The sequence below is a fragment of the Pseudomonas sp. St290 genome (assembly GCF_018325805.1).
Lineage (GTDB): Bacteria > Pseudomonadota > Gammaproteobacteria > Pseudomonadales > Pseudomonadaceae > Aquipseudomonas > Aquipseudomonas bijieensis.
Genome location: NZ_AP014703.1, coordinates 6280354 through 6306301, shown reverse-complemented (window position 1 = coordinate 6306301; position 25948 = coordinate 6280354). Strand labels below are relative to the sequence as shown.

Below are 25948 nucleotides of genomic sequence, written 5' to 3'. Positions count from 1 at the left end.
GCCCGCGCTTGTGGGCGGATTAATCACGCAGAAGGGAAATTTTTTGATAACCGTCCGGCGGATGACTGACGTCAATTGTCTGTCGAAGATGTCTTTGCAGTTTCTGTGCCCGAGGAGGGTGACCGTTAGTCGGCTATTTCGGGCTTTGCCTGGATGATGGCGCGTTGACACCTACTGCTTTTCAAAATCCCGGTCTAGAGTGAGGGGACAGTATTTGTCCGCTTTGCTACGTAAAAACGGACGTGGCGCCCGATAAGAGAAGCAGCATGGAATGCGCGCAACCACCGCTCGGCGAAGACAGCTCTGTCCTTTTGATTGTTGATGATTACCCTGAAAACCTGCTCAGCATGCGAGCCTTGTTGCAGCGTCAGGATTGGCAAGTCATGACCGCGTCCTCGGGGGTCGAGGCGCTTAACCTGCTGCTCGAACATGACATCGACCTGGTTCTGCTGGATGTACAGATGCCCGACATGGACGGTTTCGAAGTGGCGCGCCTGATGCGCGGCAGCCAGCGCACGCGGCTCACGCCGATCATTTTCCTGACCGCCAACGAACAATCCCAGGATGCGGTGATCAAGGGCTACGCCAGTGGTGCCGTGGATTACCTGTTCAAACCCTTCGATCCGCAGATCCTCAAACCCAAGGTCCAGGCGTTGCTCGAGCACCAGCGCAATCGCCGGGCCTTGCAGCGCCTGAGCCAGGATCTCGAAGCGGCCAGGGCTTTCAACGCCTCGGTGCTGGACAACGCCGCCGAAGGCATCCTGGTGGTGGATGAGAATGGGTTTATTCGTTTCGCCAACCCGTCCACCTGCCGCTTGCTCAATGCCACCGCCGAGCATTTGCAGGACATGCCGTTCCTGGATTTCCTGCAGAAACCGCACATCCCCGAATGGATCGATTCCGATATCCACAACGCCTACCGTCGTGGTGAAACCTGGCGTTTGCATGATGCAGTCCTGCGCACTGCACCCGGCCAACAGGTGTCGGTGGCCTTGTCTTGTGCGCCGTTGCCCTCGGAGCAGAAAGCGATGGTGGTGACACTCCAGGACATGTCCGTGGTGCGCCACTTGCATCAGCAACTCGAATACCAGGCTGTCACAGACCCGCTGACCGGATTGCTCAACCGCCGCGGGTTCTACCAGACCGCGGAAAATCTGTTGATGCGCAGCGAGCGACTGGAAAGCAACTGGGTGCTGCTGTACCTGGACCTCGATGGCTTCAAGCGGGTCAATGACTCGCTGGGGCACGATGCCGGCGACCGGGTATTGCGCTGGGTATCGGAGCAGTTGAAGGCGTGCCTGCGGCCATTCGATATCCTGGCGCGGCTGGGCGGGGACGAGTTCACGGCGCTGCTGGACCTGGAATTTCCCGAGCAGGCGGCCAAGATCGCAGAGAAGCTTATCGAGCGAGTCGCGATCTGCCAGCAGATCGAAGGCATGGACGTGGCCCTGGGGGCCAGCATCGGTATCGCGACGTACCCGGATTGTGGCGCCAATCTCGATGGGTTGCTGCGGGCGTCCGATATCGCCATGTACGAAGCCAAGCGTGCCGGTCGCCAGCAATACCGTTTTTACGACCACGAAATGAACGGTCGAGCCCGTTCACGGCTGATGCTCGAAGAGAGCGTGCGCTCGGCCATCGAGAATCGCGATTTCAATATGGTCTACCAGCCGCAGGTGAGTATCGTCGACGGGCGGATTCGCGGGTTCGAGGCGTTGTTGCGCTGGCAGCACCCCAGCGTCGGCGATGTTCCGCCGGGCCTGTTCCTGCCCTTGCTGGAAGAGGCGCGGTTGATCAGTCGGCTGGGCAGCTGGATTTATCATCGCAGCGCTGCCCAGCGCAAAGTCTGGGAGCGCTTGTTCGCTGATGACCTGGTGTTGGGAGTGAGCCTGAGCAGTACTCAGTTCGGCATGCCAAACCTGGTGACCGAGTTGCGCCAGGTCCTGGAACGCCATGCCTTGAAGCCTCGACAGTTGGAGGTCGAGGTGACCGAGGACGCGCTGATGCGCAATCCCGATGAAACCCAAAAGCAATTGCGCCTGCTGCGCCACCTCGGGGTGCGCGTGGCCTTGGATGACTTCGGTTCGGGGCCTTGCTCACTGACCCATCTGCGCGACCTTGAGCTCGATACGCTCAAGCTCGACCGACACTTGATTGCCCGCCTGCCAGGGTCGCCCCGGGATGCCGCGCTGGCCGCCTCGGTGATCGACCTGTGTACGCAACTGGGCTTGCGGGTGATTGCCGAAGGGGTGGAAACCCACGAGCAATATCGGTGGTTGCAGGCCCATGGCTGTGAGTACGTGCAGGGGTTCCTCGTGGCGCGGCCCTTGATGGCCGAAGACACCAATGCCTTCGCCACACCATTCGACTGGAGCGCGGTGCAGGCCTGAATTCGCTACACTGGCGGCCTCTTGTGACAGTGTTGCCTCTTGATGACCGCGCTCAAATACCTCCAGGCCTATCCCGCCGCCCTGCAAGCCCAAGTGCAGCAATTGATCGCCCAGGACCGTCTGGGCGATTACTTGCAACAGCGCTATCCCGGGCGGCATCCGATCCAGAGCGACAAGGCTCTGTACGGTTACGCGCTGGATCTCAAGCAGCAATACCTGCGTAACGCGCCAGCCATCGACAAGGTGCTGTTCGACAATCGCCTGGACCTGACCCACCGCGCCCTCGGCCTGCACACGGCGGTGTCGCGGGTGCAGGGCGGCAAGCTCAAGGCCAAGAAGGAAATCCGCATCGCTGCGCTGTTCAAGGACGCGGCGCCCGAGTTCCTGAACATGATCGTGGTGCACGAACTGGCGCACTTCAAGGAGTCGGACCACAACAAGGCGTTCTACCAACTCTGCGAGCACATGCTGCCGGGCTATCACCAGTTGGAATTCGACCTGCGGGTGTACCTGACCTGGCGGGACCTGCAACCCCACAAGGAATGACCCGATGGACGTCAGCAAGACCAAGACCAGCTTCTACCGTCGTTTGTATGTGGCGTACCTGATCGACAGCGGCGTGGCCAGCAACATCCCGGCTCTCACCGAAGCCACCGGCATGCCACGGCGCACCGCCCAGGACACCGTCGCCGCGCTGGCTGACCTGGATATCATTTGTGAGTTCGAGCAGGAGCAGGGCGCACGCAATCATGCCGGGCGTTATCGGATTCGCGATTGGGGGGCGATCGATCGGGGGTGGATCGAGGGGAATTTGCAGCGGATCAAGGCGGTGCTTGAATACCCCTGAACATTGGCTGTGTCTGGGCTGGCCTCTTCGCGAGCAAGCCCGCTCCCACATTTGATCGTCTTCGTACACAAATTTTTGCATTCGCTGAAGATCCACTGTGGGAGCGGGGCTTGCTCGCGAAGAGGGCCTCAGGGCCGATGCATACCGATGTGTGGAATCCCATCCTCCAGATATTCCACACCCACCACCTCAAACCCATACCGCCCGTAGTACCCCTGCAAATGCGCCTGGGCGGACAATGAGATCGACGTGCCGGGCCAATGTTTCTCGGCCTGCTTCAGCGCCTCTTCCATCAGTGTGTGGCCTAGTCCCTGGCCGCGCGCTTGCGGTGCGATGATTACCCGTCCGATCACCACGTCACTGTTCTGCGAGTGCGGATCGAGCAAACGCAGGTAGGCCACCAGGTGGTTGTCCTGCCAGGCCATCAGATGGCAGGTGTCGCCTTCCAGGTCCAGGCCGTCGACGTCCGGGTAGGCGCAGTTCTGTTCGACGACAAACACCTCGGCACGCAGTTTGAGGATGGCATACAGCTGTTCCTTGCTCAGGTCACTGTGATGTTTGCAGACCCATTCGATATCCATTTTTGAATTTCCTGAAGAACCTGATGCCGATATTAAGCGTGCTTTGCCCGGAAGTCTCTTTACTCGGGTGGCTGGAAAATCTGTGACAAAGACCAAAATGCCATCATTCCCCTGTCGCGGCGTTGTCTTCTTTGTGTAATCTTCGTGACAGCGCTGCGTAGCGGTTGCAATGAGCTAATGTTAGGACCGGATGTCTGAGGATGTCCGTTGGGTTTCGGCTAAAAACAAACCGGGCTTTGAACCCGTCAAGGATGTTTGGCATGCCGCGATTGCATCGAGCTCTTGCATTGATCGGGTTGCTGTTGCTGAGCTACGAGGCTTGCGCGCAAAAGCTGCGTCTGGTCGCCGATGCCTGGCCACCCTTTACCGATTCCACGCTGGTCAATGGCGGCCTGGCGACTGATATCGTCGCCACGGCCCTGGCGCGGGCCGGCTATGCCACGGACTTCGAACAGGTGCCCTGGGCCCGGGCGATGCTGGGTATCAGCGAGGGCCGCTATGACGTGCTGGTCAACGCCTGGTACAGCGAGGAGCGCACTCAAATCGGCCAGTTCTCGGCCGAATACCTGCTCAACCGCGTGCGCTTCATCAAGCGCAAGGACGAATCGATCCAGTTCGACAGCCTGCAACAGCTGCACGCCTATCCCATCGCCGTGGTCCGCGGTTATGCCTATTCCAAGGACTTCGACGAAGACCCGCAAATGCAGAAAGTTCCTGTGCACAACTTCGCGATGGCGGTGCGCATGCTGGCGGCCGACCGCGTGAAGTTGACCCTGGAGGACGAATACGTCGCGCGCTATTACCTGGCCCGCGAATCGGCCAAGGTGCGTAGTGCCGTGGAATTCCTGCCCAAGCCATTGAGTGAAAACAGCCTGCACATCCTGGTCAGCCTGAAGAGCCCGGAGCATGAGCAGATCGTGGCCGGGTTTGACCGGGAGATCGCGGCGATGAAGGCGGATGGGAGTTATGCGCGGTTGTTGAAGGCACATGGGATGTAGGGCCTGAGCCGCCCCTATCGCGAGCAGGCGCGCCCCCACATGGACCTGCTGTAACACAAGGTCTATGTACGCCAACAATCCACTGTGGGAGCGAGCCTGCTCGCGATGAGGCCCGCCTAACCGCCACAAGCCTCAAGCCTCGCTGGTGTCCTTGACCAAATGCGCCGCCAAGGTCCGCAATGGACCGAGTTGCCGACAGATCAACCCCAATTGCGTCTGCACCAAGCGCTGGCCTTCGTCGATTTCATCGGGCATCTGCTCAAGCTCATTGGCCAGGGCCTCCTCCTCGTCGCTTTGGACCACAATCGGCGTTTTACTCGCCAGGCCCTGGGCAATTTCGTCGATGCTTGCCGCCAATTTCACCCCCGCACCGTCGATCAGTTGCTCGCGTACCTGCGCCGGCAGTTCGGTGCCTCGGTGGGCACCCAGGCCGGACAGGTAACTGAGCAGCGTGTGGGACAGCACCAGGAAGCGGAACCCCACATCGGCTTCCTTACGGAAATGCCCCGGCTCCATGAGCATGTTCGCCAACGTGGTGGACAGCGCGGCGTCGGCGTTGTGGGCGTTGCGCCGGGCCAGGCGGTAGGCCAGGTCGTCGCTTTTGCCGGCGGCGTATTGCTGCATGATCTGGCGCAGGTAAATGCTGTTGCAGGTCAGCGTGTTGGCCAACACCTTGTTCAGCCGCCGACCTTGCCAGTCGGGCAGGAACAGGAACACCGCAAGCCCGGCGATCAGGCTGCCGAGCAGGGTATCGAACAACCGCGGCAGCAGCAGCCCGTAGCCGTCGCCCACCTGGTTGAAGCAGAACAGCACCATGATGGTGATCCCGGCAGTTGCCAGGGTGTAGCGGGTCGTGCGGTTGGTAAAGAACACCACCCCGGCGGCAATGGCGAAGCTCGATTGCACCAGTGGGTTGGGAAACAGATCGAACAACGCCCAGGCCACCGTCAGGCCGATGGCCGTGCCGATGATCCGTTGGCCGAGCTTGCGCCGGGTGGCACCGTAGTTGGGTTGGCACACGAACAGCGTGGTGAGGATGATCCAATAGCCCTGGGACGGGTGGATCATGTGCACCACGGCGTAACCCACGCTTAGAGCCAGGGGCAAGCGCAGGGCATGGCGGAACAGCAGCGAGGTGGGCGTGAGCTGAGTGCGCAAGCGCAGCCAGACATCCTTGAGGCTGCGCGGCGAGCGGTCGAGCAGGCTGCTGTCGGTGGCGTCGGCCAGGGCGTCGGGGTTGCTCGCGTCGCTGAGCAGGCGGTCCATGGTGGCAAGGTTCACCGACAGTGCCCGCAACGAACGCAACAAGCCGCGCCAGGCCGGGTTGCTCTGGATGCGCAGGTGTTCGAGGGAAGCGTGCAGGTCGTTGAGCGCCTCGGCGAAGGTGTCGTCGTAGACGAACGGCTGGCGTAGCTGGATCGACTCGGCCAATGCCTGGCAGGCCTTGCCTTGCTGGCGCAGCAGGCGCTGGCAGCGGAACAGCACGTCACTGTGAAAGAAGGCCTCGGCCAGGGCGTTGTAGGGGTAGTGCGAAGAGCTGGCGCGTTCGTGGATGTCCTGGGCCAGGAAGTACAGCTTCAGGTAGCGGCTGACTTTGGACCCGGGCCGGCCGTTGCCCACGCGGTGCAGGATGATTTCCTTGGCGCTGTTGAGTGCCGCGACCACCCGGCCGTTTTGCTGGGCCAGCTCCAGGCGTCGGGCTTCGATGTCCAGTTGGCGGATCGGCTCCAGGAGCGACGATTTGAGTTTCAAATAGCGCCCCAGCTCACGAAACAGCCGCGCCAGGCTTTGTTGCACCGGTTGGTTGGAAAACAATGCCTGCCACAATACCGACAGCAAGCCGTACCACGCGGCACCGGCGACCAGCAGCAGGGGTTCATGCCAGAAGTCGGTGACCGCGCCACCGCGCTGGTCCACGCCGATCATGGTGTAGACCGAAAGAATCAACGTGGCCGAAGCGATGGCGCCATAGCGCTCACCCAGGGCGCCGAGCATGGTCAGGCCGAAGGCCGCCAGGGCCAGGGCGATGATGAACAGGACGGGGTAGGGGAACAGCAACTCCACCGACAGCGCCGCGACGGTGAAACACACCAGGGTCACGGCCAGCGCGTTGAGGCGGCCCTGCCAACCGTCGTCGGTCTCGGCCAGGGCGCTGGCGATGATGCCCAGGAACAGGGGGATCAGCAATGCCATCTCATCGAGATACCAGCACAGCCCCATGCTGCCGGTCAGGGCGATGAACACCCGCACGCTATAACTGAACTTATCCAACGCCCAAAGGCGACGCAAAGACTGGCTAAACGAGTTCGATGACATGAAGTGCACGGGCCTGACGGGCAATGACGCTAAATTGAGGCAGTAATGACGCCGACGCAATGGCGGCGATCACATCTGGCAGCAAAAAGTGTTCCGGGGGACACCTGAGGCCACTTTATCTGTGGCGAGGGAGCTTGCTCCCGCTGGGCTGCGAAGCAGCCCCTTTGGTCTACGCGCGCTCTTTCAGATAGAGCACGGTGCCTGTTTTGCGACTGCTGCGCAGTCGAGTGGGAGCAAGCTCCCTCGCCACAAAAGCAGGCTCAGCATCGATTGGGCTCAGACGTATTGCGCGGCAGCGTATCCCGAAGCCCACGCCCACTGGAAGTTGAACCCGCCCAGGTGCCCGGTGACGTCCAGCACTTCGCCAATGAAATACAGCCCGGGGCTTTTCAGTGATTCCATGGTCTTGGACGAGACTTCCCGAGTGTCGACGCCGCCCAGGGTGACTTCGGCGGTGCGGTAGCCTTCGGTGCCGGCCGGGACGAGGTTCCAACATGCCAGTTTCTCGGCGATGTCCGCCAGTTCCGCGTGGGTGTATTGCTTCATGGGTTTGGAGACGAACCAGGTGTCGGCCAACAGGTTGGCCATTTTCTTGGTGAACAGCTCGCCCAGCAGGGTTTTCAGTTCGCTGTTGGGGCGTTCGGCCTGCTGCTGTTGCAGCCATTGCGGAACGTCGTGGTCAGGCAGCAGGTTGATCTGCACCGTGTCCCCCGGCTCCCAGAACGAGGAAATCTGCAGGATCGCCGGACCGCTCAGGCCGCGATGGGTGAACAGGATGTTCTCGCGAAAGCTCTGGTCGTTGCAGCTCACCAGGCAATCCACCGACGTCCCTGACAGCTCGGTGCACAGCGCCTTGAGCTGGTCGGTGATGGTGAACGGCACCAGCCCGGCGCGGGTCGGCAGCAGTTGGTGACCGAACTGCTTGGCCACCTGGTAACCGAAACCGGTCGCCCCCAGGGTCGGGATCGACAGCCCGCCCGTGGCGATCACCAGGGATTGGCAGGCGATGGTGTCGAGGGTGGTTTGCAGCAGGTAGCCGCCGTCGGTTTTTTCGATCTGCGTGATCGAGGTGTCCAGGTGCAGGTTGACGCCCGCCTGGTCGCATTCATCGAGCAGCAGGCCGAGGATGTCGCTGGACTTGTTATCGCAGAACAACTGGCCGAGTTTTTTCTCGTGATAGGGCACGCCGTGCTTGGCCACCAGGGCAATGAAGTCCCATTGGGTGTAGCGGGCCAGGGCCGACTTGCAGAAGTGCGGGTTCTGCGAGAGGAAATTGCCCGGCTCGGTGTACATGTTGGTGAAATTGCAGCGTCCACCGCCCGACATGAGGATTTTCTTGCCAGCCTTGTTGGCGTGGTCCAGCAACATCACCTGCCGCCCGCGCGCGGCGGCGGTCAGCGCGCACATCAACCCCGCGGCGCCAGCGCCAATGATCACGACTTCGGTAGAGCGCAAAACGGTGTCCCCTCACAAATTCTAATTTCACCGAAAACCACTGTGGGAGCGGGCTGTGTGGGAGCAAAGCTTGCTCGCGATCCAGGCGCTGGAGTCCTCAAGAGACCGCGGCGTTTTCATCGCGGGCAAGCCTTGCTCCCACACAGCTCGCTCCCACAGTTTGATCTCTGTTTGTCAGGCGATTGGATTACAGGATCCGCACCCGCAACGACCGGCCCTTGATCTTGCCATCGTTCAGGCGTTGCAGGGCCTGTTTGGCGATGCCGCGCTCCACGGCCACGTAGGCCTGGAAATCAAAGATCGCGATCTTGCCGACCTGGGCGCCGGGGATGCCGGCCTCGCCGGTCAGGGCACCGAGGATGTCGCCGGGGCGGACCTTGTCCTTGCGCCCGGCGCCGATGCACAGGGTGCTCATGGCTGGCAGCAGCGGGCCGCCGCCCTGGGACTTGAGGTTGTCCAGTTGGTCCCAGCTCAGGGGCGACTTCTGCAGTTGCTCGATGGCCTGGGCGCGGTGGGCTTCGGATGGCGCCACCAGGCTGATGGCGATGCCTTTCTCGCCGGCGCGACCGGTGCGTCCGACGCGGTGGATGTGGATTTCCGAGTCCCGGGCCAGTTCGACGTTGATCACCATGTCCAGGGCATCAATGTCCAGGCCGCGGGCCGCCACGTCGGTGGCCACCAGCACCGAGGTGCTGCGGTTGGCGAACATCGCCAGCACCTGGTCGCGGTCACGCTGTTCCAGGTCGCCGTGCAGGCCGACGGCGGAGATGCCCTTGGACGTCAGATGGTCGACGGTTTCCTGGACCTGCTGCTTGGTGAAGCAGAACGCCACGCAGGAGGCCGGGCGGAAATGCGCCAGCACCTTGACCACCGCGTCCATGCGCTCTTCGGGAGAGATCTCGTAGAAACGCTGCTCGATCTGCGCGTCGGAGTGGAACGCCTCGGCCTTCACTTGCTGCGGGTTGCGCATGAACTTGGACGACAGTTGCTTGATGCCCACCGGGTAGGTGGCGGAGAACAGCAGTGTCTGGCGGCGTTCCGGGGTCTGCTGGATGATGTCTTCGATGGCGTCGTAGAAACCCATGTCGAGCATGCGGTCGGCTTCGTCGAGGATCAGCGTGTTGAGGCCGTCGAGCACCAGTGAACCCTTGCGCAGGTGTTGCTGGATGCGTCCCGGCGTGCCGACGATGATGTGGGCGCCGTGTTCCAGGGAGGCGATCTGCGGACCGAAGGACACGCCACCGCACAGGGTCAGGACCTTGATGTTGTCTTCGGCGCGGGCCAGGCGGCGGATTTCCTTGGCGACCTGGTCGGCCAGCTCGCGGGTCGGGCACATCACCAGTGCCTGGCAGCCGAAGAAACGCGGGTTGATCGGGTTCAGCAGGCCGATGCCGAAGGCCGCGGTCTTGCCGCTGCCGGTCTTGGCCTGGGCGATCAGGTCCATGCCCTTGAGAATCACCGGCAAGCTCTGCGCCTGGATCGGCGTCATCTGGGCATAACCGAGTGATTCGAGGTTAGCCAGCATGGCGGCGGACAGCGGCAAAGTATTAAAAGCGGTGGCAATGGTGGTCACGGGACTGGCCTGCAAAACAAAATGTCGCGCAGTGTAGCAGCCTCGTGCCACTTTCTTCGAAAGTTCTGGACGAGCTGTGAGGGCAGGGCCTGCCCTTGGGGGCGGGCAATTCCAGAAACTTTGGGAGCTCTGGAGCTGTGGGAGCAAAGCTTGCTCGCGATGCAGGCGACGCATTTCCCCCAGGAAAACCGAGTCGCCTGCATCGCGGGCAAGCCTTGCTCCCACAAAAAGCGCCAAGCCACGAAGCCGCTTAGTGCTCGATATGCTCATCCGGCCGCTTGACCCGCCGTCCATCCTGTTTCGACAACTGGGAAAAAATCGTCGCCGCCAGCATCGCCATGATCCCCACCGTCACGAACGTCAGCTGGAACGCCCCCAGCACCGTCTCCACCCCGTCGTTGCCAACCTGGGCGGTGAAGCCGCCGAGCAAGGCGCCGGCGCAGGCCACGCCCAGGCTCAGGGACAGTTGCGCCACCACCGACAGCAGGCTGTTGCCGCTGCTGGCACTGGCGTCGTCCAGGTCGATCAGGGTCACGGTGTTCATCGCGGTGAATTGCAACGAGTTGATTGCCCCCAGCACCGCCAGTTGCGCCAGCAGCAGCCAATACGGCGTCTGTTCGCTGACCAGGCCCATGCTCGCCAGCATCAGGCCCAGGGCCAGGGTGTTGCCGGTCAGGACGATGCGATAGCCCAGGCGTTCGATCAGCGGCCGGGCCACGGACTTGGCGACCATTGCCGCCGCCGCCAGGGGCAGCATGCTCATGCCGGCCTGGGACGGTGAATAACCCAGGGCCACTTGCAGCAGCAAGGGCACCAGAAACGGCAGGGCGCCGCTGCCCAGGCGGGCGAACAGGTTGCCGAGAATGCCCACGGCGAAGGTCCGGGTCTTGAACAGCGACGGTGGGAACAGCGCGTTCTCGACGTGCCCGGCCCTCAGCCAGTAGGCCGCCAGGCAGGCCATGCCGCCGAACAGCAGCAACATCACCCGCAGGTGCGGCAGGTGCAGTTCGCCGAGGCCCTCCATGGCAATGGTGATCAGCACCATCGCCGCGCCGAACAGCAGGAACCCCAACCCATCGAACCGCGTTCGCTCGCTGCCGCGCAGGTCGGGGATGAACTTCCATACCGCATAACAGCCGATCACACCCACCGGCAGGTTGATGATGAAGATCCAGTGCCAGGTCAGGTATTCCACCATCCAGCCGCCCATGGTCGGCCCGATCAGCGGGCCGAGCAGGCCGGGAATGGTGATGAAGCCCATGATTCGCACCAACTCCGAGCGCGGGTACGCCCGCAGCACCACCAGCCTGCCCACCGGCAGCATCAATGCACCGCCCAGGCCCTGGATGACTCGCGCACCGATCAGCATGCTCAACGAATTGGACAGGGCGCACAGCAGCGAGCCGAAGCTGAACAACAGGATCGCCCCGAAGAAAATCTTCTTGGTGCCGAAGCGGTCGGCGACCCAGCCCGACGCCGGGATCAGCAGCGCCACGGTGAGCATGTAGGCAATGATCACGCCCTGCATGCGCAACGGGTTTTCCGCCAGGTCACTGGCCATGGCGGGCAGGGCGGTGTTGAGGATGGTCCCGTCCAGGGACTGCATGAAGAAGGCGATTGCCACGACCCATGGAAGCCAGCGGGCGGTGACGGCGTCGAGCGGTGCGCGGTTGGGCATGGGACCTCTTGTTTGTGTCCGGTGTTGATGGTGGCTTCATCGCGGGCAAGCCTTGCTCCCACATGCATGGCGCACATCCTGTGGGAGCAAGGCTTGCCCGCGATGCTTTTTACAGGGTCAGGGTCAACCGCTTGACCAGCGCCCCCGGCAACAGCATCGAAGCCGTGGCCCGCTGGCTGTAGGTGCTGGCCGAGAGCAGCAGTTCCCGCTCCCGGGTCAGGCCTTCGAGTTGTGAGCCGAGCAGGCTGTAGACGCTGTCGTCGAAGCGCATGGTACTGACCGGCGCCACGATCTGGCCGTTCTCGACCCAGAACGTGGCGAAGCGAGTCATGCCGGTCAGGCGGGCGGCCGGTTGGTCCGAGTAGTTCAGGTACCAGAGGTTGCTGATGTACAGCCCGGTGCCAAGTTGTTCGAGGATGTCTTTTTGCGCCAGTTGCCCGCCCTGCATGTCCAGCGCGGTGGGGTACTCGTAGCTGCTGGCGCCATTGGCGGCGAGGCCGTATTCGGCGGCGCTGCGGGAGTTGACCAGCCGTGCGTTGGCCGTGCCCGTGGCGATCAGCGCCAGGTCATCGCGGGGATAACCTTCGTCGGAAAACGCCGGGCTCAAGGAGCCGCTGACCTGCTCGCTCAGCCATACGTCGGGGCTCAGGCTGGCTTCGTTGGCGTAGAACTTCTGCAACGGGCTCTGCTTGCTGGCAATCGCCCGGGCCGAGAATCCTCCCCAACTGAGCATGCCCATGATTTCTTCCAGGGCGGCCGGTGCCAGGTAGGCGCGGTATTCGCCGGGCGCCAGCGTGCGCAGCGGGCGGCCGAGAAACGCCAATTGCTCGCGGGCCTGCTCGAAGCGCCGGGCAAATCCTTCGCTGCTCCAGGCATGCCCGGCGTAGCTGGCTTTCACTGCCTGGCCGTTTTCATGGAACAGGCTGAAATCGAAGTTGAAGCTGTTGGCCTGATGCCAGCCGAACGCGCCCGAGGAACTGGCGAAGCCTCGGCTGATGGGCCCGGCGGCGTAGAAACCCACCAGGTCCAGGCCTGCGGCGGCGCGAGTGATTTCAGCCACGGCCTGCTCGGTATCCGGCAACGGATGGTCCTGCACGTTATGGCTCTGCCAGTGGTTGGGGTTGAGCAGCAGATACGGATCGCGGGGCAGCAGCGGCAAGGTTTCGCGCAGCTGTTGCAGGCCTTCGGCCAGGCGTTGCAGATCGGTCTCGGTGTTGCCGGACAAGGTGATCTGCAGGTCGGCGTGGCGGCCGTCGTCGATCAGTTTGAAACTGACATTGGCCTGTTGCACCTGCCCGGCCTGGCGCACCTTGCCGTGGTTGAAGCGCACGAAGGCCGAGGACTCGGCGGCGTAGCCGAGGGTGAACTGTTCAGGCTCATGCAGCGCAGCGCGCAGCCAGTCGACCAAAACCTTGAATGCCTCGGCCTGATTCTTGACGGTGCTCATATTTTCGGAGCTCATCAGGCATCTCCCCCAAACACATCAACGTTGCTGAACACACAGGCCGGCGAGGCATGGCCGACGCGGATGACCTGGTTCGGTTCGCCCTTGCCACAGTTCGGCGTGCCGAGGACCTGGAAGGTGCTGGCATCGCCCACGGCGCGCAGGCTCTTCCAGAACTGCGCGGAAATGCCGCGGTAGTTGGGGTTCTTCACCACGCCCTTGAGCTCGCCGTTCTCGATCAACTGGCCCCACTCGCAGCCGAACTGGAACTTGTTGCGGGCATCATCGATGGACCAGGAGCGGTTGGTACGCATCAGCACGCCGTGCTCGGTGCCCTGGATCAGTTGCTCCAGGGTCTGGTCGCCAGGTTCGATGTTCAGGTTCGCCATGCGGTCGATGGGCGGACGATTCCAGCCGCAGGCGCGGCTGTTGGCGACACCGGCAAGGCCCGCGCGGAATTGCGACAGCGCACCGCCCAATGGCCGCAGCAGCAGGCCATCACGGATCAGGAACTGTTTGCTGGCGGCAGTGCCCTCGTCGTCATGGCTGTAGCTGGCCAATTCCTCGGGGATATCCGGGTCGAAGGTGACGTTCAGCAGGCTGGAGCCATATTGCAGGTGCCCGAAGTCGCTGGCCTTGATGAAACTGGTGCCAGCGTAATTGCGCTCGTCTCCCAGGATGCGGTCCAGTTCCAGCGGATGACCGATGGACTCGTGGATCTGCAGCATCATCTGGTCGGGCATCAGCAGCAGGTCGCGGGGGCCTTGCGGCGTGTTCGGCGCCATCAGCAATTGCAGGGCCTGGTCGGCGATTTTCAGCCCGGCACCGATCAGGCCGCAGCGGCTGATCACATCGAAGCCGCCTTGCTGGCCGAAATTTTCCCGCCCCAGGGTGCGGGTCTGGCTGTCGTGGCCGTCGAAGGCGGTGACTTCCAGGGCCGGGTAGATGAAGCGTTGGGCCTGGCGCAGTTCAGCGCCGGCACTGTTGAGGTAGATCTGCTCGACCTGGGTCAGGCCGATGCTGGCCTGCCAGTTCACCAGGCGTTCGTCCTGGGGGACTGCGGCCGATTCGTCGCCGAGCAATTGGTAGCAGTCGCTCAGGGCAGGAAAGGCCTGGTCGAAATTCGGCGAGAAGTAATCTGCGCGGTCGCTGGACACCGCTTGCTCGCGCAGGTCGAGCAGGGCGTGGGGCTTGAGCCCGCGAGCGTGTCGTTCGGCCTGTTCCAGCGCCGCTTGCAGGCCGGCCTGGGACAGGTCGTTGGTAGCGGCATACGCCTCGACCCCGTTGACCCGTGCGGTGAGCATCGCACCTTCATCACGGCTGAGGCTGGGCGGTTCGGCGACATTCTTGCGCACCGACAAGTGCTGGCCGGACTCGCGCACGTAACGCAGGGAAAAGAATTCAGCGCCCGTGCGCAAGGCAGCAAAACGCTGCTTGAGCTGGGGGTGGACGTCGAACATGGAACCTCCTTGTCTGGAGTGGCGGTGCAGCGGCGTGTGGCGTATTGACGCGGTGGCTCTAGAGTAGGCCTGGGGTGGGGGAGGGATCAAGGAAGATGGGGATTTACGATGCCAGGTCGGGTGCCATCGCGAGCAGGCTCGCTCCCACAGTGGATCTTTGGTGACCACAAAATCTGCGGCCACCACCAATCCTCCTGTGGGAGCGAGCCTGCTCGCGATGGCGGTGTGATGTCTTACTGCGCCATAGGCCCCACTTCACGCATCGGCTTACCACGCACCGGCGCATCACCAGCCACGTAGTACGGCGCAGTGCTGCGTGGCAGGGGTTTGCGGCCACGGATCTTGTCGGCGATTTTCTCGGCGATCATGATCGTCGGCGCGTTCAGGTTGCCGGTGGTGATGATCGGCATGATCGAGGCATCGACCACCCGCAGCCCTTGCATGCCATGCACGCGGCCTTCGCCGTCCACCACCGCCATGTCATCGGTGCCCATCTTGCACGAGCAGGACGGGTGGAACGCGGTTTCGGCGTGTTCACGGATGAACTGGTCCAGTTGCGCGTCCGTCTGCACCTCGATGCCCGGGCTGATCTCGCGACCCCGGAACGGATCGAGCGCCGGCTGCTGCATGATCTCGCGGGTCAGGCGGATGCCGTCGCGAAACTCCTGCCAGTCCTGTTCGGTGGCCATGTAGTTGAACAGGATGCTCGGGTGCTGGCGTGGGTCCTTGGACCTGGCCTGGATCCGCCCACGGCTCGGCGAACGCATGGAGCCCATGTGTGCCTGGAAACCGTGCTCCTTCACACCGTTGCTGCCGTTGTAGTTAATCGCCACCGGCAGGAAGTGATACTGGATGTTCGGCCAATCGAATTCCGGACGAGTGCGGATGAAACCGCCAGCCTCGAACTGGTTGCTGGCGCCAATGCCGGTGCCGTTGAACAGCCATTCGGCACCGATGGCCGGCTGGTTGTACCAGAGCAGCGACGGGTACAGCGAGACCGGTTGGGTACAGGCGTATTGCAGGTACAGTTCCAGGTGATCCTGCAGGTTTTCACCGACGCCTGGCAGGTCGTGGACCACCGGGATGTCGAGGCTTTCCAGCAATTTGGCCGGACCGACGCCGGAGCGTTGCAGGATCTGCGGCGAGGCGATGGCGCCGGAGCACAGCAGCACTTCCTTGCGTGCCCGGGCTTCGACGCGCTCTTCGGCCGCGCCCACCAGGTAACGTACGCCGACCGCGCGCTTGCCTTCGAACAGGATCTTGTCGGTCAGGGCGTGGGTGACGATGGTCAGGGTCGAGCGCTTCTTGGCGATATCCAGGTAACCACGCGCGGTACTGGCGCGACGGCCGTTGGGCGTGACGGTGCGGTCCATAGGGCCGAAACCTTCCTGCTGGTAGCCGTTGAGGTCTTCGGTACGCGGGTAACCGGCCTGCACGCCGGCTTCGACCATGGCGTGGAACAGCGGGTTGTTGCCGGCCTTGGGCGTGGTCACGCTGACCGGGCCATCACCGCCGTGATAGTCATTCGGGCCGATGTCACGGGTTTCGGCTTTGCGGAAATACGGCAAGCAATCCAGGTAGGTCCAGTCCTCCAGGCCCGGCAGCTTGGCCCAGTTGTCATAGTCCAGGGCGTTGCCGCGGATGTAGCACATGCCGTTGATCAACGACGAACCGCCCAGGCCCTTGCCGCGCCCGCATTCCATGCGACGGCCGTTCATGTGCGGCTCCGGGTCGGTCTCGTAGGCCCAGTTGTAGCGCCGGCCTTGCAGCGGGAAGGCCAGGGCGGCGGGCATTTGCGTGCGGAAGTCCAGGCGATAGTCCGGGCCGCCGGCTTCGAGCAACAGGACGGTGACGCCTTCGTCCTCGGTCAGGCGAGTGGCCAGGGTGTTACCGGCCGAGCCGGCACCGATGATGATGTAATCGAATTCTTGGGACATGAAATGCACCCTCTTTTTGAATTGGGTTCAGGTCGCGGTTGCCTGTGGCGAGGGGATTTATCCCCGTTCGGCTGCGCAACAGTCGTAAATCAGCGACTGGGTTTGTCTGAAGAATGAGGGGGGCTTGAGAGGGGCTGCTACGCAGCCCCACGGGGCGGTGCGACGTTTCGCTAAATCCCCTCGCCACAACGGCGTTCACTCAAGGCCTCATGTCGGATCAGAACACCGACGTGTAATCGCCCAGTTCGACCTGTACCGATTTGATGCGTGTGAAGTTGTTCAGCGAGCTGATGCCGTTCTCCCGGCCCACGCCCGATTGCTTGTAGCCGCCAACCGGCATTTCAGCCGCCGATTCGCCCCAGGCGTTGATCCAGCAGATACCGGCCTCGAGCTGGTGGATCACGCGGTGGGCGCGGTTCAGGTCGCGGGTGACGACGCCGGCGGCCAGGCCGAAGTCGGTGTTGTTGGCGCGGCGGATCACTTCTTCTTCGGTTTCATAGGTGAGGATGCTCATCACCGGGCCGAAGATTTCTTCACGCACGATGGTCATCTCGTCGGTGCAGTCGGTGAACACGGTGGGAGCGACGAACGCGCCCTTGGCCAATTCGCCGTCGGTCAAGCGCCCGCCGCCGCACAGCAGGCGCGCGCCCTCGGCCTTGCCTTTCTCGATGTAGCCCAACACGCTTTCCATGTGGGCGAAGCTCACCAGCGGGCCGAAGTTGGTGTTTTCGTCCTCTGGATTACCGATGCGGATGCGCGCCACGCGCTCGGCGATCTTGGCCTCGAAGGCGGCCTTGAGGTGGCTCGGCACGAACACGCGGGTACCGTTGGTGCAGACCTGGCCGGAGCTGTAGAAGTTGGCCATCATCGCGGTGTCGGCGGCGCGATCCAGGTCGGCATCGTCGAAGATGATCAGCGGTGACTTGCCGCCCAGTTCCATGGTCACGTCCTTGAGCGAAGAACTCGAGGCGCTGGCCATGACTTTCTTGCCGGTGTCGGTGCCGCCGGTAAAGGAGATTTTCTCGATGCGCGGGTGTTCGGTCAGCCAGGTGCCGACTTCGCGGCCGCTGCCGGTCAGTACGTTGAACACACCCGCTGGAACGCCGGCTTCGGTGTAGATCTCGGCCAGTTTCAGGGTGGTCAGCGAGGTGACTTCGCTCGGCTTGAAGATCATCGCGTTACCGGCTGCCAGGGCCGGGGCGGATTTCCACAGGGCGATCTGGATCGGGTAGTTCCACGCGCCGATACCGGCCACCACGCCCAGGGGCTCGCGACGGGTGTAGACGAACGACGTGGTGCGCAGCGGCACCTGCTCGCCTTCGATGGCAGGCACCAGGCCGGCGTAGTATTCCAGCACGTCGGCGCCGGTGACGATGTCGACATAGCGGGTTTCGGAATAAGCCTTGCCGGTGTCGAGGGTTTCCAGGGCGGCCAGCTCATCGTTGCGCTCGCGCAGGATTTCCACAGCGCGACGCAGGATGCGCGAACGCTGCATGGCGGTCATGGCGGCCCAGACCTTCTGACCCTTCTCGGCGCTGACCACGGCGCGCTCGACGTCCTCGAACGTGGCGCGCTGCACCTGGGCAAGAACTTCACCGTTGGCAGGGTTGATGGCTTCGAAAGTGGCATCGCCGCTGGCATCGCTGTACGCGCCATCGATGTAGAGTTTTTGCAGTTCGAAACGGGCCATAAAGTCCTCGCAAGTGCATAAAGTGGTTGGCTGGCCACCGAGCGTGTCGTCTATAGCTGACTACGCGGTTCGGCGACGGTTCAGGAGCCGAGCGGTTCTGTGTGCTCTGATACCCCTGCCTTGGCCAGTTGGAAATCCATGTATTCGTAAGCGATCCGGTGCGCCTGGGCGGTATCGAACGCGTCTCCCGACAGCGCTCCGCGCAGCCACAAACCGTCAATCAGCGCGGCCAGGCCCCGTGCCGCGCTGCGGGCCTCATCGAGGGACAACACGCGGCGGAACTGGCAACACAGGTTGGAGTACAGGCGGTGGTCGTTGATCCGCTGCAACCTGTGCAATGACGGGTGATGCATGCTGGTGGCCCAGAAGGCCAACCAGGTTTTCATTGCCGGGCCGTTGACCTGGCTGGCGTCGAAGTTGCCTTCGATGATCACCTTCAGGTGAGCCCGTGGGCTCGAGTCCTCGAGCGCCTGGCGGCGCGCGGTGACGTTCTCGCTCAGGACAGTCATCAGGTACTGGGCCGTGGCCGCGATCAGGCCATTCTTGTCCTGAAAGTAGTGACTGATGATCCCGTTGGAAACACCGGCCAAACGGGCGATCAGCGCAATGCTGGCGTCCCCCATGCCGACCTGATCGACCGCTTGCAACGTGGCTTCGATCAATTGTTGACGGCGGATGGGTTGCATACCGACCTTGGGCATCTAGCACATCTCCTTAGGCCATCCGGCGCACGAATGTCGTTTGCCGGAATGAAAGCCAGTCTATTTTGTTTTGATTGAACGTTCAATCAACAAAAAATAAATTCTATGACAAGTCGTCGCTGTTTACCGGGGCGAGGACTTTTGGGGATGTCTTTATAACACTCGTCGGTTGGCATGTAGGCTTAATGCGCTTGATAGCTGGAATACTGTTGTGGTGAGGGGATTTAGCGAAACGTCGCACCGCCCCGTTGGGCTGCGAAGCAGCCCCAGAGTTGTTAGCCGTTAGCACCACACAAACAAAAACGCCGCGAACATCTCGCGGCGTTTTTGTCTGTGGGCTCAGCCCAGGTTCTTGCCGAGCAGTGCGTGGTACAGCTCGCTGTCGCCCAGGATCCCGACGACTTTCTGGTTATCGTGGAGCACCAGTTTGTTGCCGGTCTGGTAGCGGATCTGCAAGGCGTCGCGCATGCCGATGTTGGAGTCCACCAGGGTCGGACGGCGGCCCAGTTCCTCGACGGCTTGGCCGGGTACCCAGTTTTGCAGGTCCAGCGCCGCGCCGTTCTGCCGGGCGCCCTTGATGGTGTTGCCCTCGGCCAGGTCGAGCCAGGAGTCGCCGCCCGGGTCCAGGCACACCGAACCGTTGATGCGCTTGCAGTTGTCCAGGGTGCGCATCAGGCTGCGACCGCAGAGGACGTTGAGCGGGTTGGTGTGAGCGACGAAAGTGCGCACGTAGTCGTCCGCCGGGTTCAGTACGATTTCTTCCGGCTTGCTGTACTGGATGATCCGGCCGTCTTTCATGATCGCGATGCGGCTGCCCAGCTTCAGGGCTTCGTCCAGGTCATGGCTGACGAACACGATGGTCTTGCTCAGCTTGCGTTGCAGCTCCAGCAACTCGTCCTGCAGGCCCTGGCGGATCAGCGGGTCGAGCGCGGAGAAGGGTTCGTCCATCAGCAGGATGTCGGCGTCCATCGCCAGGGCGCGGGCCAGGCCGACCCGTTGCTGCATGCCGCCGGACAACTCGTCGGGCTTCTTGTTGCGCCACTGGGTCAGGCCCACCAGCTCAAGCTTTTCATCCACCAGCTTGCGCCGTTCCTTTTCCGGGCGGCCCTGCATTTCCAGGCCGAAGCTGATGTTCTCGCGCACTGTCAGCCAAGGCATCAGGGCGAACTTCTGGAACACCATGGCGATGCGCTTGGTGCGCATCATCTTCAGTTCGGCGGGGGTGCAGGACGCGATGTCGATCTGCCGGCCGTCGTGCTCGACGAACAGCTTGCCGCGGCTGACGGTGTTCAAGCCGTTGATGCAGCGCAGCAGGCTGGATTTGCCGGAGCCGGACAGGCCCATCAACACGCAGATTTCGCCTTTCTCGATGTCCAGGCTGGCTTTTTCCACGCCGACGATTTGTCCGGTTTTCTTCAGGATTTCGTTGCGGGTCATGCCCTGGTCGAGCAGCTTGAGGGCCTCGCGCGGATCCCTGGCGAAGATCACGTCAACGTCTTCAAAACGAATTATGCTCATGCGTCACCCCCTACTTTGGCGTCGGGTTGCTTGCAGATTCGGTCGAGCATGATCGCCAGCAATACGATCGCCAGGCCGGCTTCGAAGCCCAGGGCGATATCAGCGGTGTTCAGTGCGTTGACCACGGGTTTGCCCAGGCCATCGGCACCCACCAGCGCGGCGATCACCACCATCGACAACGACAGCATGATGCACTGGGTGATACCGGCCGCGATGCTCGGCATCGCATGGGGCAGTTCGATACGCGACAGCAGTTGGCGACGGGAGCAGCCGAAGGCTTTGCCGGCGTCCATCAGTTCGTCCGGAACGTCGCGGATGCCCAGGTAGGTCAGGCGGATGGGCGCGGCAATCGCGAACACCACCGTGGAGATCAGGCCCGGGACCACACCCAGACCGAAAAGGGTCAGGGTAGGAATGAGGTAAACGAAGGTCGGTACGGTCTGCATCAGATCGAGTACCGGGCGCATCAGGGTGTAGAACATCGGCTTGTGCGCGGCAACAATGCCCAGCGGCACGCCGATCAGTACGCAAACCAGGGTCGCGAACAGCACCTGGGCGAGGGTTTCCATGGTCTCTTGCCAGTAACCCAGGTTGAGGATCAGCAGGAAAGACGCGATGACGAATACGGTCAGGCCCCATTTGCGCTGGATGAAATGCGCCAGTAGCGCGATGAGGCCGATCAGGGCCAACGGGTTGAACCAGGTCAGCGCAAACGTCACGCCGTGAATCATCGTTTCCAGGAACAGCGCGATTGCGTCGAATGTGCTGGCGCCGTGTTGCGTCAACCATTCAACGAAGCCGGCGATGTACTGGCCTAAAGGTATTTTCTGATCAATGAGCATGGTAGTGAACGTCCGCATGCAAGGGAATAAACAGCCCGGGCGAGCGAACCCGCCCGGCATAACATAAGCAGTTACTGCGCAAGTTTGGCTTTCACGGCTTCCAGGCCAGGTTTACCGTCAATGGTGGTCACGCCAGCCAACCAGGTATCGAGTACTTGTGGGTTTTTCTTCAGCCAGGCCTTGGCGGCGGCCTCAGGCTTCATCTTGTCGTCGAGCACGTTGCCCATCAGCGTGCTTTCCATGTCGACGGTGAACTCCAGGTTTTTCAACAGCTGGCCAACGTTGCTGCATTCCTGGCTGTAGCCCTTGCGGGTGTTGGTTGCCACGGTCGCGGCACCGAAGTCGGGGCCGAAAAAGTCGTCGCCGCCGGTCAGGTACTGGATCTTGAAGCGGGTGTTCATCGGGTGTGGCGCCCAGCCGAGGAACACCACATCGGTGCCACGCTTGGCGGCGCGGTCAACCTGCGAGAGCATGCCCGCTTCACTCGATTCGACGACTTTGAAGCCGGCGTCTTTCAGGCCGAAGGCGTTCTTTTCGATCATGCTCTGGATCAGGCGGTTGCCGTCGTTGCCGGGCTCGATCCCGTAGATCTTGCCGTCCAGTTCTTTCTTGAATTTAGGGATGTCGGCGAAGTCGTGCAGGCCCTTGTCATACAAGGCCTGGGGCACGGCGAGGGTGTACTTGGCGCCCTTGAGGTTGGTGCGCACGGTGTCCACGGTGCCGGCTTCGCGGTAGGCCTTGATGTCGTTTTCCATGGTCGGCATCCAGTTGCCGAGGAATACGTCCATGTTCTTGCCGTCGGCCAGGGACTTGTAGGTCACCGGCACGGAAATCATGGTGGTCTTGGTCTTGTAGCCCAGAGCGTCGAGCACCACGCTGGTGGTGGCGGTGGTCACGGTGATGTCGGTCCAGCCGACATCGGAGAAGTTGACGGTTTTGCACTGTTCGGGTTCAGCAGCGTTGGCCAGCATCGGAAGACTCAGCATGGCGGCCAACAACAACGACGTGGAACCTTTCATGGGTGGACTCCTGGTGTTTTATCGGCAGTGTCCTGTCAGGACAACCGCGCTTAATTGGATGTTGCGGTTGGTGGCGCGTGGGCACTCTCTGACACGCGGCCTTGCAAACGAGCCGTAACCGATCATGTACCAGTGCAAATCTGACGCCTACAGGGTGGGTCGTATCCAGTACAGGGATGGTCGCATCCAGTGTCGGTGACGTCGTTTACAGATTTTTTCCGCCCCTGGAGGACCTCTGACACGCAGAAAAACGGCGCAAAACCGGGGTCGGGAAGGGGCGGCGCTGCCAGGCATGATTGCGTCGGTGTCAGACGTCGGGCCCCCAGGTAAAAACCGGATGATGCGGCCATCCCGGCGTTGAGCGTAGCAGCTCCGTCACCGGACGCTCCTGCGCCCGGATGTGCCTGTTCTGGAGGTTATCGGCAATGGCAATCAGCGTTTTCGACTTGTTCAAAATCGGTATCGGCCCGTCCAGCTCCCACACCGTGGGCCCCATGCGTGCGGCGGCGCTGTTCGTTGAAACACTGAAGGCAAAGGCCCTGCTCAATGACGTGCGTCGGGTCGAGGTGCAGTTGTTCGGTTCGCTGTCGGCCACCGGTATCGGTCACGGCAGCGACAACGCCGTGATCATGGGCTTGATGGGCGAGTGGCCGGACGCAATCGACCCGTCGCAGATCGGCCCGCGTATCGAGCGGCTGCGCGAAACCCATACCTTGCTGCTCGACGGTCGCCTGCCGGTGCCGTTCATCTGGTCCCGGGACATGCGCCTGATCGACGAGAACCTGCCATTCCATCCCAATGCCATGACCCTGGTGGCCGAGGGCGCCAACGGCGAGTTGCACCGTGACACTTATTACTCGGTGGGCGGTGGCTTTGTCGTCGATCAGGCCCAGGCCTCCAGCGGCGTGGTGGATCTGGACAGCACTGAGCTGCCTTATGATTTCTCCAGTGCCGAAGAATTGCTTGAGTTGTGCCGTATCCACAACTTGCGGGTGGCCGAGTTGATGCTGGCCAACGAAAAGGTCTGGCGTTCCGAGGATGAGATTCGTAGCGGCCTGATGAAACTGTGGCGGGCCATGCAGGATTGCGTCGAACAGGGCCTCAAGCATGAAGGCATCCTGCCCGGCGGTTTGAATGTGCGCCGGCGTGCGGCCAAGTTGCACCGCAGCCTGCAAGAGCTGAACAAACCCAATGTCATTGGCTCGACCCTCAGTGCCATGGAATGGGTCAACCTGTTCGCCCTGGCGGTCAACGAGGAGAACGCCGCCGGTGGGCGCATGGTCACGGCGCCGACCAACGGTGCGGCGGGGATCATTCCGGCGGTGCTGCATTACTTCATGAAATTCAGCGAAGCGGTCACCGATGCCAACGTCGTGGATTATTTCCTCGGTGCGGCGGCCGTCGGGATCCTGTGCAAGAAGAACGCGTCGATCTCCGGTGCCGAAGTCGGTTGCCAGGGCGAGGTGGGATCGGCTTGCGCCATGGCGGCGGCAGGCCTGGCGGAGATCCTCGGGGCCTCGCCGGAACAGCTGTGCAACGCGGCGGAAATCGGCCTGGAGCACAACCTGGGCCTGACTTGCGACCCGGTGGGTGGCCTGGTGCAGGTGCCCTGCATCGAGCGCAACGCGATTGCCGCGGTGAAAGCCATCAACGCCGCGCAAATGGCTCTGCGCGGGGATGGCCAGCATTTCATTTCCCTGGACCGGGTGATCCGCACCATGCGCGATACCGGTGCCGACATGCATGACAAATATAAAGAGACCTCGCGCGGCGGCTTGGCGGTCAGTGCGGTGGAGTGCTGAGCTGCGTTCGCACAACCCTTTGTGACAAGAGGGACCCTGTGGAAGCAAGGCTTGCCCGCGATGGCGGCAGTGGACTCAACATGGATGTCGACAGACATACTGTCCTCGCGAGCAAGCTTTGCTCCCACACAGATTCCCTTTATTCACGAGATCGAAAATCGCTCGTAAAATGAACACCCATCCGCAAATGCGCCACCTTTTAGCGCGTCGCAAACAGACAAGACACCGGTTGTCGGGTTTGCCTCCATACGCCCCTCGACCGTCCGTCGTCCGTACCTGTGGTGATACTCGTCGCGCAAGCGGCGCAGCCCAGTTCCCACAAGTGCTACCGATCTGCTCACAGCCCGCTGTGACAGGTGCCTGCCGCCACTGATGGCGCTTATAACCCGCACTCGACACACGCCTTATATAGACAGGCCGCGATGTCGTTTTCAGGATTTATTGAACACGCATTCAATTTTAGGCATGGCAATTGCTCTATCCCGATAAAGCCCGTCTCGGCAAGAGAATGATGGCAATAACAAGAGCCTCCGCCTGAGGCCATTACCCGCTTTGTGTGAGGAGATACCGCGATGACGACGTCCAACTCCGGGGCTCAACCCCAGAACCGTGCGCCTCAATCCATCGGCTTTTTGCTGCTGGACAATTTCACGCTGATTTCCCTGGCGTCCGCGGTAGAACCGCTACGCATGGCTAACCAATTGTCCGGTCGCGAGCTGTATCGCTGGACCACCCTCACCGTCGATGGCGGCCAGGTCTGGGCCAGCGACGGTTTGCAGATCACCCCCGACGCCTCCATGCACAAGGCGCCGTCCCTGGACACTGTCATCGTCTGTGGCGGCATCGGCATCCAGCGCACTGTCACCCGTGAACACGTGTCGTGGCTGCAGAGCCAGGCCCGTCAATCCCGTCGCCTCGGTGCGGTCTGCACCGGCAGCTGGGCCCTGGCCTGCGCCGGCCTGCTGGACGGGTTCGATTGCAGCGTGCACTGGGAATGCCTGGCGGCGATGCAGGAAGCCTTCCCTCGGGTCTCGATGAGCACCCGTCTGTTCACCCTCGACCGTAACCGTTTCACCAGCTCTGGCGGCACCGCGCCGCTGGACATGATGCTGCACCTGATCAGCCGCGATCACGGTCGCGAACTGTCGGCAGCGATCTCGGAAATGTTTGTCTACGAGCGCATCCGCAACGAGCAGGATCACCAGCGTGTGCCGCTCAAGCACATGCTCGGCACCAACCAGCCGAAGTTGCAGGAAATCGTCGCGCTGATGGAAGCCAACCTCGAAGAGCCGATCGACCTGGACGAACTGGCGGTGTACGTCGCCGTGTCCCGCCGTCAGTTGGAGCGGCTGTTCCAGAAGTACCTGCATTGCTCGCCGTCGCGCTATTACCTCAAGTTGCGGCTGATTCGCGCGCGGCAACTGCTCAAGCAGACGCCGATGTCGATCATCGAGGTGGCCTCGGTGTGCGGCTTTGTCTCCACCCCGCACTTCTCCAAGTGCTACCGCGAATACTTCGGCATTCCACCGCGTGACGAACGCGTAGGCTCCAACACCACGCAACAGGTGGCGATGATGCCGCTGCCACAGGCGCTGGTGCTGTCGCCGCTGTCAGGCCCGCTGTCGGCGTTGAGCCAGGCGCGCAATGAGTCGACGTTTGCCAGTGTGAGGCTCTAGACCGAGGCGCCTTCATCGCGA

The 25948-nt window shown here is 62.1% G+C and carries 18 protein-coding genes and 1 pseudogene; 6 read left to right on the top strand and 13 right to left on the bottom strand.

Annotated elements, in window-relative coordinates:
* Nucleotides 1-266: 266 nt before the first annotated feature.
* From PBDP_RS27660 to PBDP_RS27650, 3 genes are read left to right on the top strand one after another with little or no spacing between them, the layout of a single operon-like run.
* Entirely contained in the window at nt 267-2390 is a 2124-nt protein-coding gene (locus PBDP_RS27660) for a putative bifunctional diguanylate cyclase/phosphodiesterase (protein WP_212801562.1), read from the top strand.
* A gap of 42 nt (nt 2391-2432) precedes the next feature.
* Nucleotides 2433-2936, top strand: coding sequence for a M48 metallopeptidase family protein (locus PBDP_RS27655; RefSeq protein WP_014340617.1), 504 nt, complete (start codon nt 2433-2435; stop codon nt 2934-2936).
* 4 nt (nt 2937-2940) lie between these two features.
* A complete protein-coding gene (locus PBDP_RS27650) occupies nt 2941-3237 on the top strand; it encodes a winged helix-turn-helix domain-containing protein (RefSeq protein ID WP_109755069.1) in 297 nt (98 codons plus the stop codon).
* A 128-nt stretch (nt 3238-3365) separates the two neighbouring features.
* Here PBDP_RS27650 and PBDP_RS27645 read toward each other — a convergent pair whose 3' ends face one another.
* Nucleotides 3366-3818 (bottom strand): GNAT family N-acetyltransferase, encoded by a 453-nt coding sequence (locus PBDP_RS27645; RefSeq protein ID WP_109755068.1) that lies wholly within the window; start codon nt 3816-3818, stop codon nt 3366-3368.
* Between the two features lie 260 nt (nt 3819-4078).
* Between PBDP_RS27645 and PBDP_RS27640 the strand changes: the two genes are divergently transcribed.
* Nucleotides 4079-4816, top strand: coding sequence for a substrate-binding periplasmic protein (locus PBDP_RS27640; RefSeq protein WP_109755067.1), 738 nt, complete (start codon nt 4079-4081; stop codon nt 4814-4816).
* Between the two features lie 132 nt (nt 4817-4948).
* Here PBDP_RS27640 and yccS read toward each other — a convergent pair whose 3' ends face one another.
* The 12 genes and pseudogenes from yccS to PBDP_RS27580 all read right to left on the bottom strand — a co-directional run bounded on the left by yccS (nt 4949) and on the right by PBDP_RS27580 (nt 22449).
* On the bottom strand, nt 4949-7132 hold the full coding sequence (gene yccS, locus PBDP_RS27635) for a YccS family putative transporter (RefSeq protein ID WP_109755066.1): 2184 nt from the start codon (nt 7130-7132) through the stop codon (nt 4949-4951).
* Between the two features lie 276 nt (nt 7133-7408).
* Nucleotides 7409-8587, bottom strand: coding sequence for a BaiN/RdsA family NAD(P)/FAD-dependent oxidoreductase (locus PBDP_RS27630; RefSeq protein WP_176688987.1), 1179 nt, complete (start codon nt 8585-8587; stop codon nt 7409-7411).
* A gap of 187 nt (nt 8588-8774) precedes the next feature.
* The gene (gene dbpA / locus PBDP_RS27625; RefSeq protein WP_232199893.1) at nt 8775-10112 is read right to left on the bottom strand and encodes an ATP-dependent RNA helicase DbpA; all 1338 of its coding nucleotides are present in this window, start codon (nt 10110-10112) and stop codon (nt 8775-8777) included.
* 298 nt (nt 10113-10410) lie between these two features.
* Nucleotides 10411-11847, bottom strand: a pseudogene (gene mdtD, locus PBDP_RS27620) (multidrug transporter subunit MdtD); the annotation flags it as partial.
* A gap of 100 nt (nt 11848-11947) precedes the next feature.
* On the bottom strand, nt 11948-13285 hold the full coding sequence (locus tag PBDP_RS27615; protein WP_212802545.1) for a TldD/PmbA family protein: 1338 nt from the start codon (nt 13283-13285) through the stop codon (nt 11948-11950).
* Between the two features lie 14 nt (nt 13286-13299).
* Complete coding sequence (locus tag PBDP_RS27610; protein WP_212801561.1) at nt 13300-14742, bottom strand: TldD/PmbA family protein; 1443 nt, start codon at nt 14740-14742, stop codon at nt 13300-13302.
* 233 nt (nt 14743-14975) lie between these two features.
* Nucleotides 14976-16679: a choline dehydrogenase gene (gene betA, locus PBDP_RS27605; protein WP_116833633.1), complete on the bottom strand. Its 1704-nt coding sequence runs from the start codon at nt 16677-16679 to the stop codon at nt 14976-14978.
* Between the two features lie 217 nt (nt 16680-16896).
* Nucleotides 16897-18369 carry a betaine-aldehyde dehydrogenase gene (betB, locus tag PBDP_RS27600; protein WP_212801560.1) on the bottom strand — a complete coding sequence of 491 codons (1473 nt, stop codon included), beginning with the start codon at nt 18367-18369 and terminating at the stop codon, nt 16897-16899.
* 80 nt (nt 18370-18449) lie between these two features.
* Nucleotides 18450-19070, bottom strand: a complete 621-nt coding sequence (betI, locus tag PBDP_RS27595; RefSeq protein ID WP_109755060.1) for a transcriptional regulator BetI — start codon at nt 19068-19070, stop codon at nt 18450-18452.
* 339 nt (nt 19071-19409) lie between these two features.
* Complete coding sequence (gene choV, locus PBDP_RS27590) at nt 19410-20588, bottom strand: choline ABC transporter ATP-binding protein (protein ID WP_212801559.1); 1179 nt, start codon at nt 20586-20588, stop codon at nt 19410-19412.
* A complete protein-coding gene (gene choW, locus PBDP_RS27585) occupies nt 20585-21430 on the bottom strand; it encodes a choline ABC transporter permease subunit (RefSeq protein WP_003206355.1) in 846 nt (281 codons plus the stop codon). The genes choV and choW overlap by 4 nt, the downstream gene beginning before the upstream one ends.
* Nucleotides 21431-21501: 71 nt before the next feature.
* Nucleotides 21502-22449: a choline ABC transporter substrate-binding protein gene (locus tag PBDP_RS27580; protein WP_109755058.1), complete on the bottom strand. Its 948-nt coding sequence runs from the start codon at nt 22447-22449 to the stop codon at nt 21502-21504.
* A gap of 425 nt (nt 22450-22874) precedes the next feature.
* Here PBDP_RS27580 and PBDP_RS27575 point away from each other — a divergent pair, with 425 nt between their 5' ends.
* Both PBDP_RS27575 and gbdR read left to right on the top strand, forming a co-directional pair.
* Nucleotides 22875-24251, top strand: coding sequence for an L-serine ammonia-lyase (locus PBDP_RS27575; RefSeq protein ID WP_116833631.1), 1377 nt, complete (start codon nt 22875-22877; stop codon nt 24249-24251).
* A gap of 572 nt (nt 24252-24823) precedes the next feature.
* Nucleotides 24824-25927, top strand: a complete 1104-nt coding sequence (gene gbdR, locus PBDP_RS27570; RefSeq protein ID WP_039590608.1) for a choline metabolism transcriptional regulator GbdR — start codon at nt 24824-24826, stop codon at nt 25925-25927.
* Nucleotides 25928-25948: the final 21 nt, after the last annotated feature.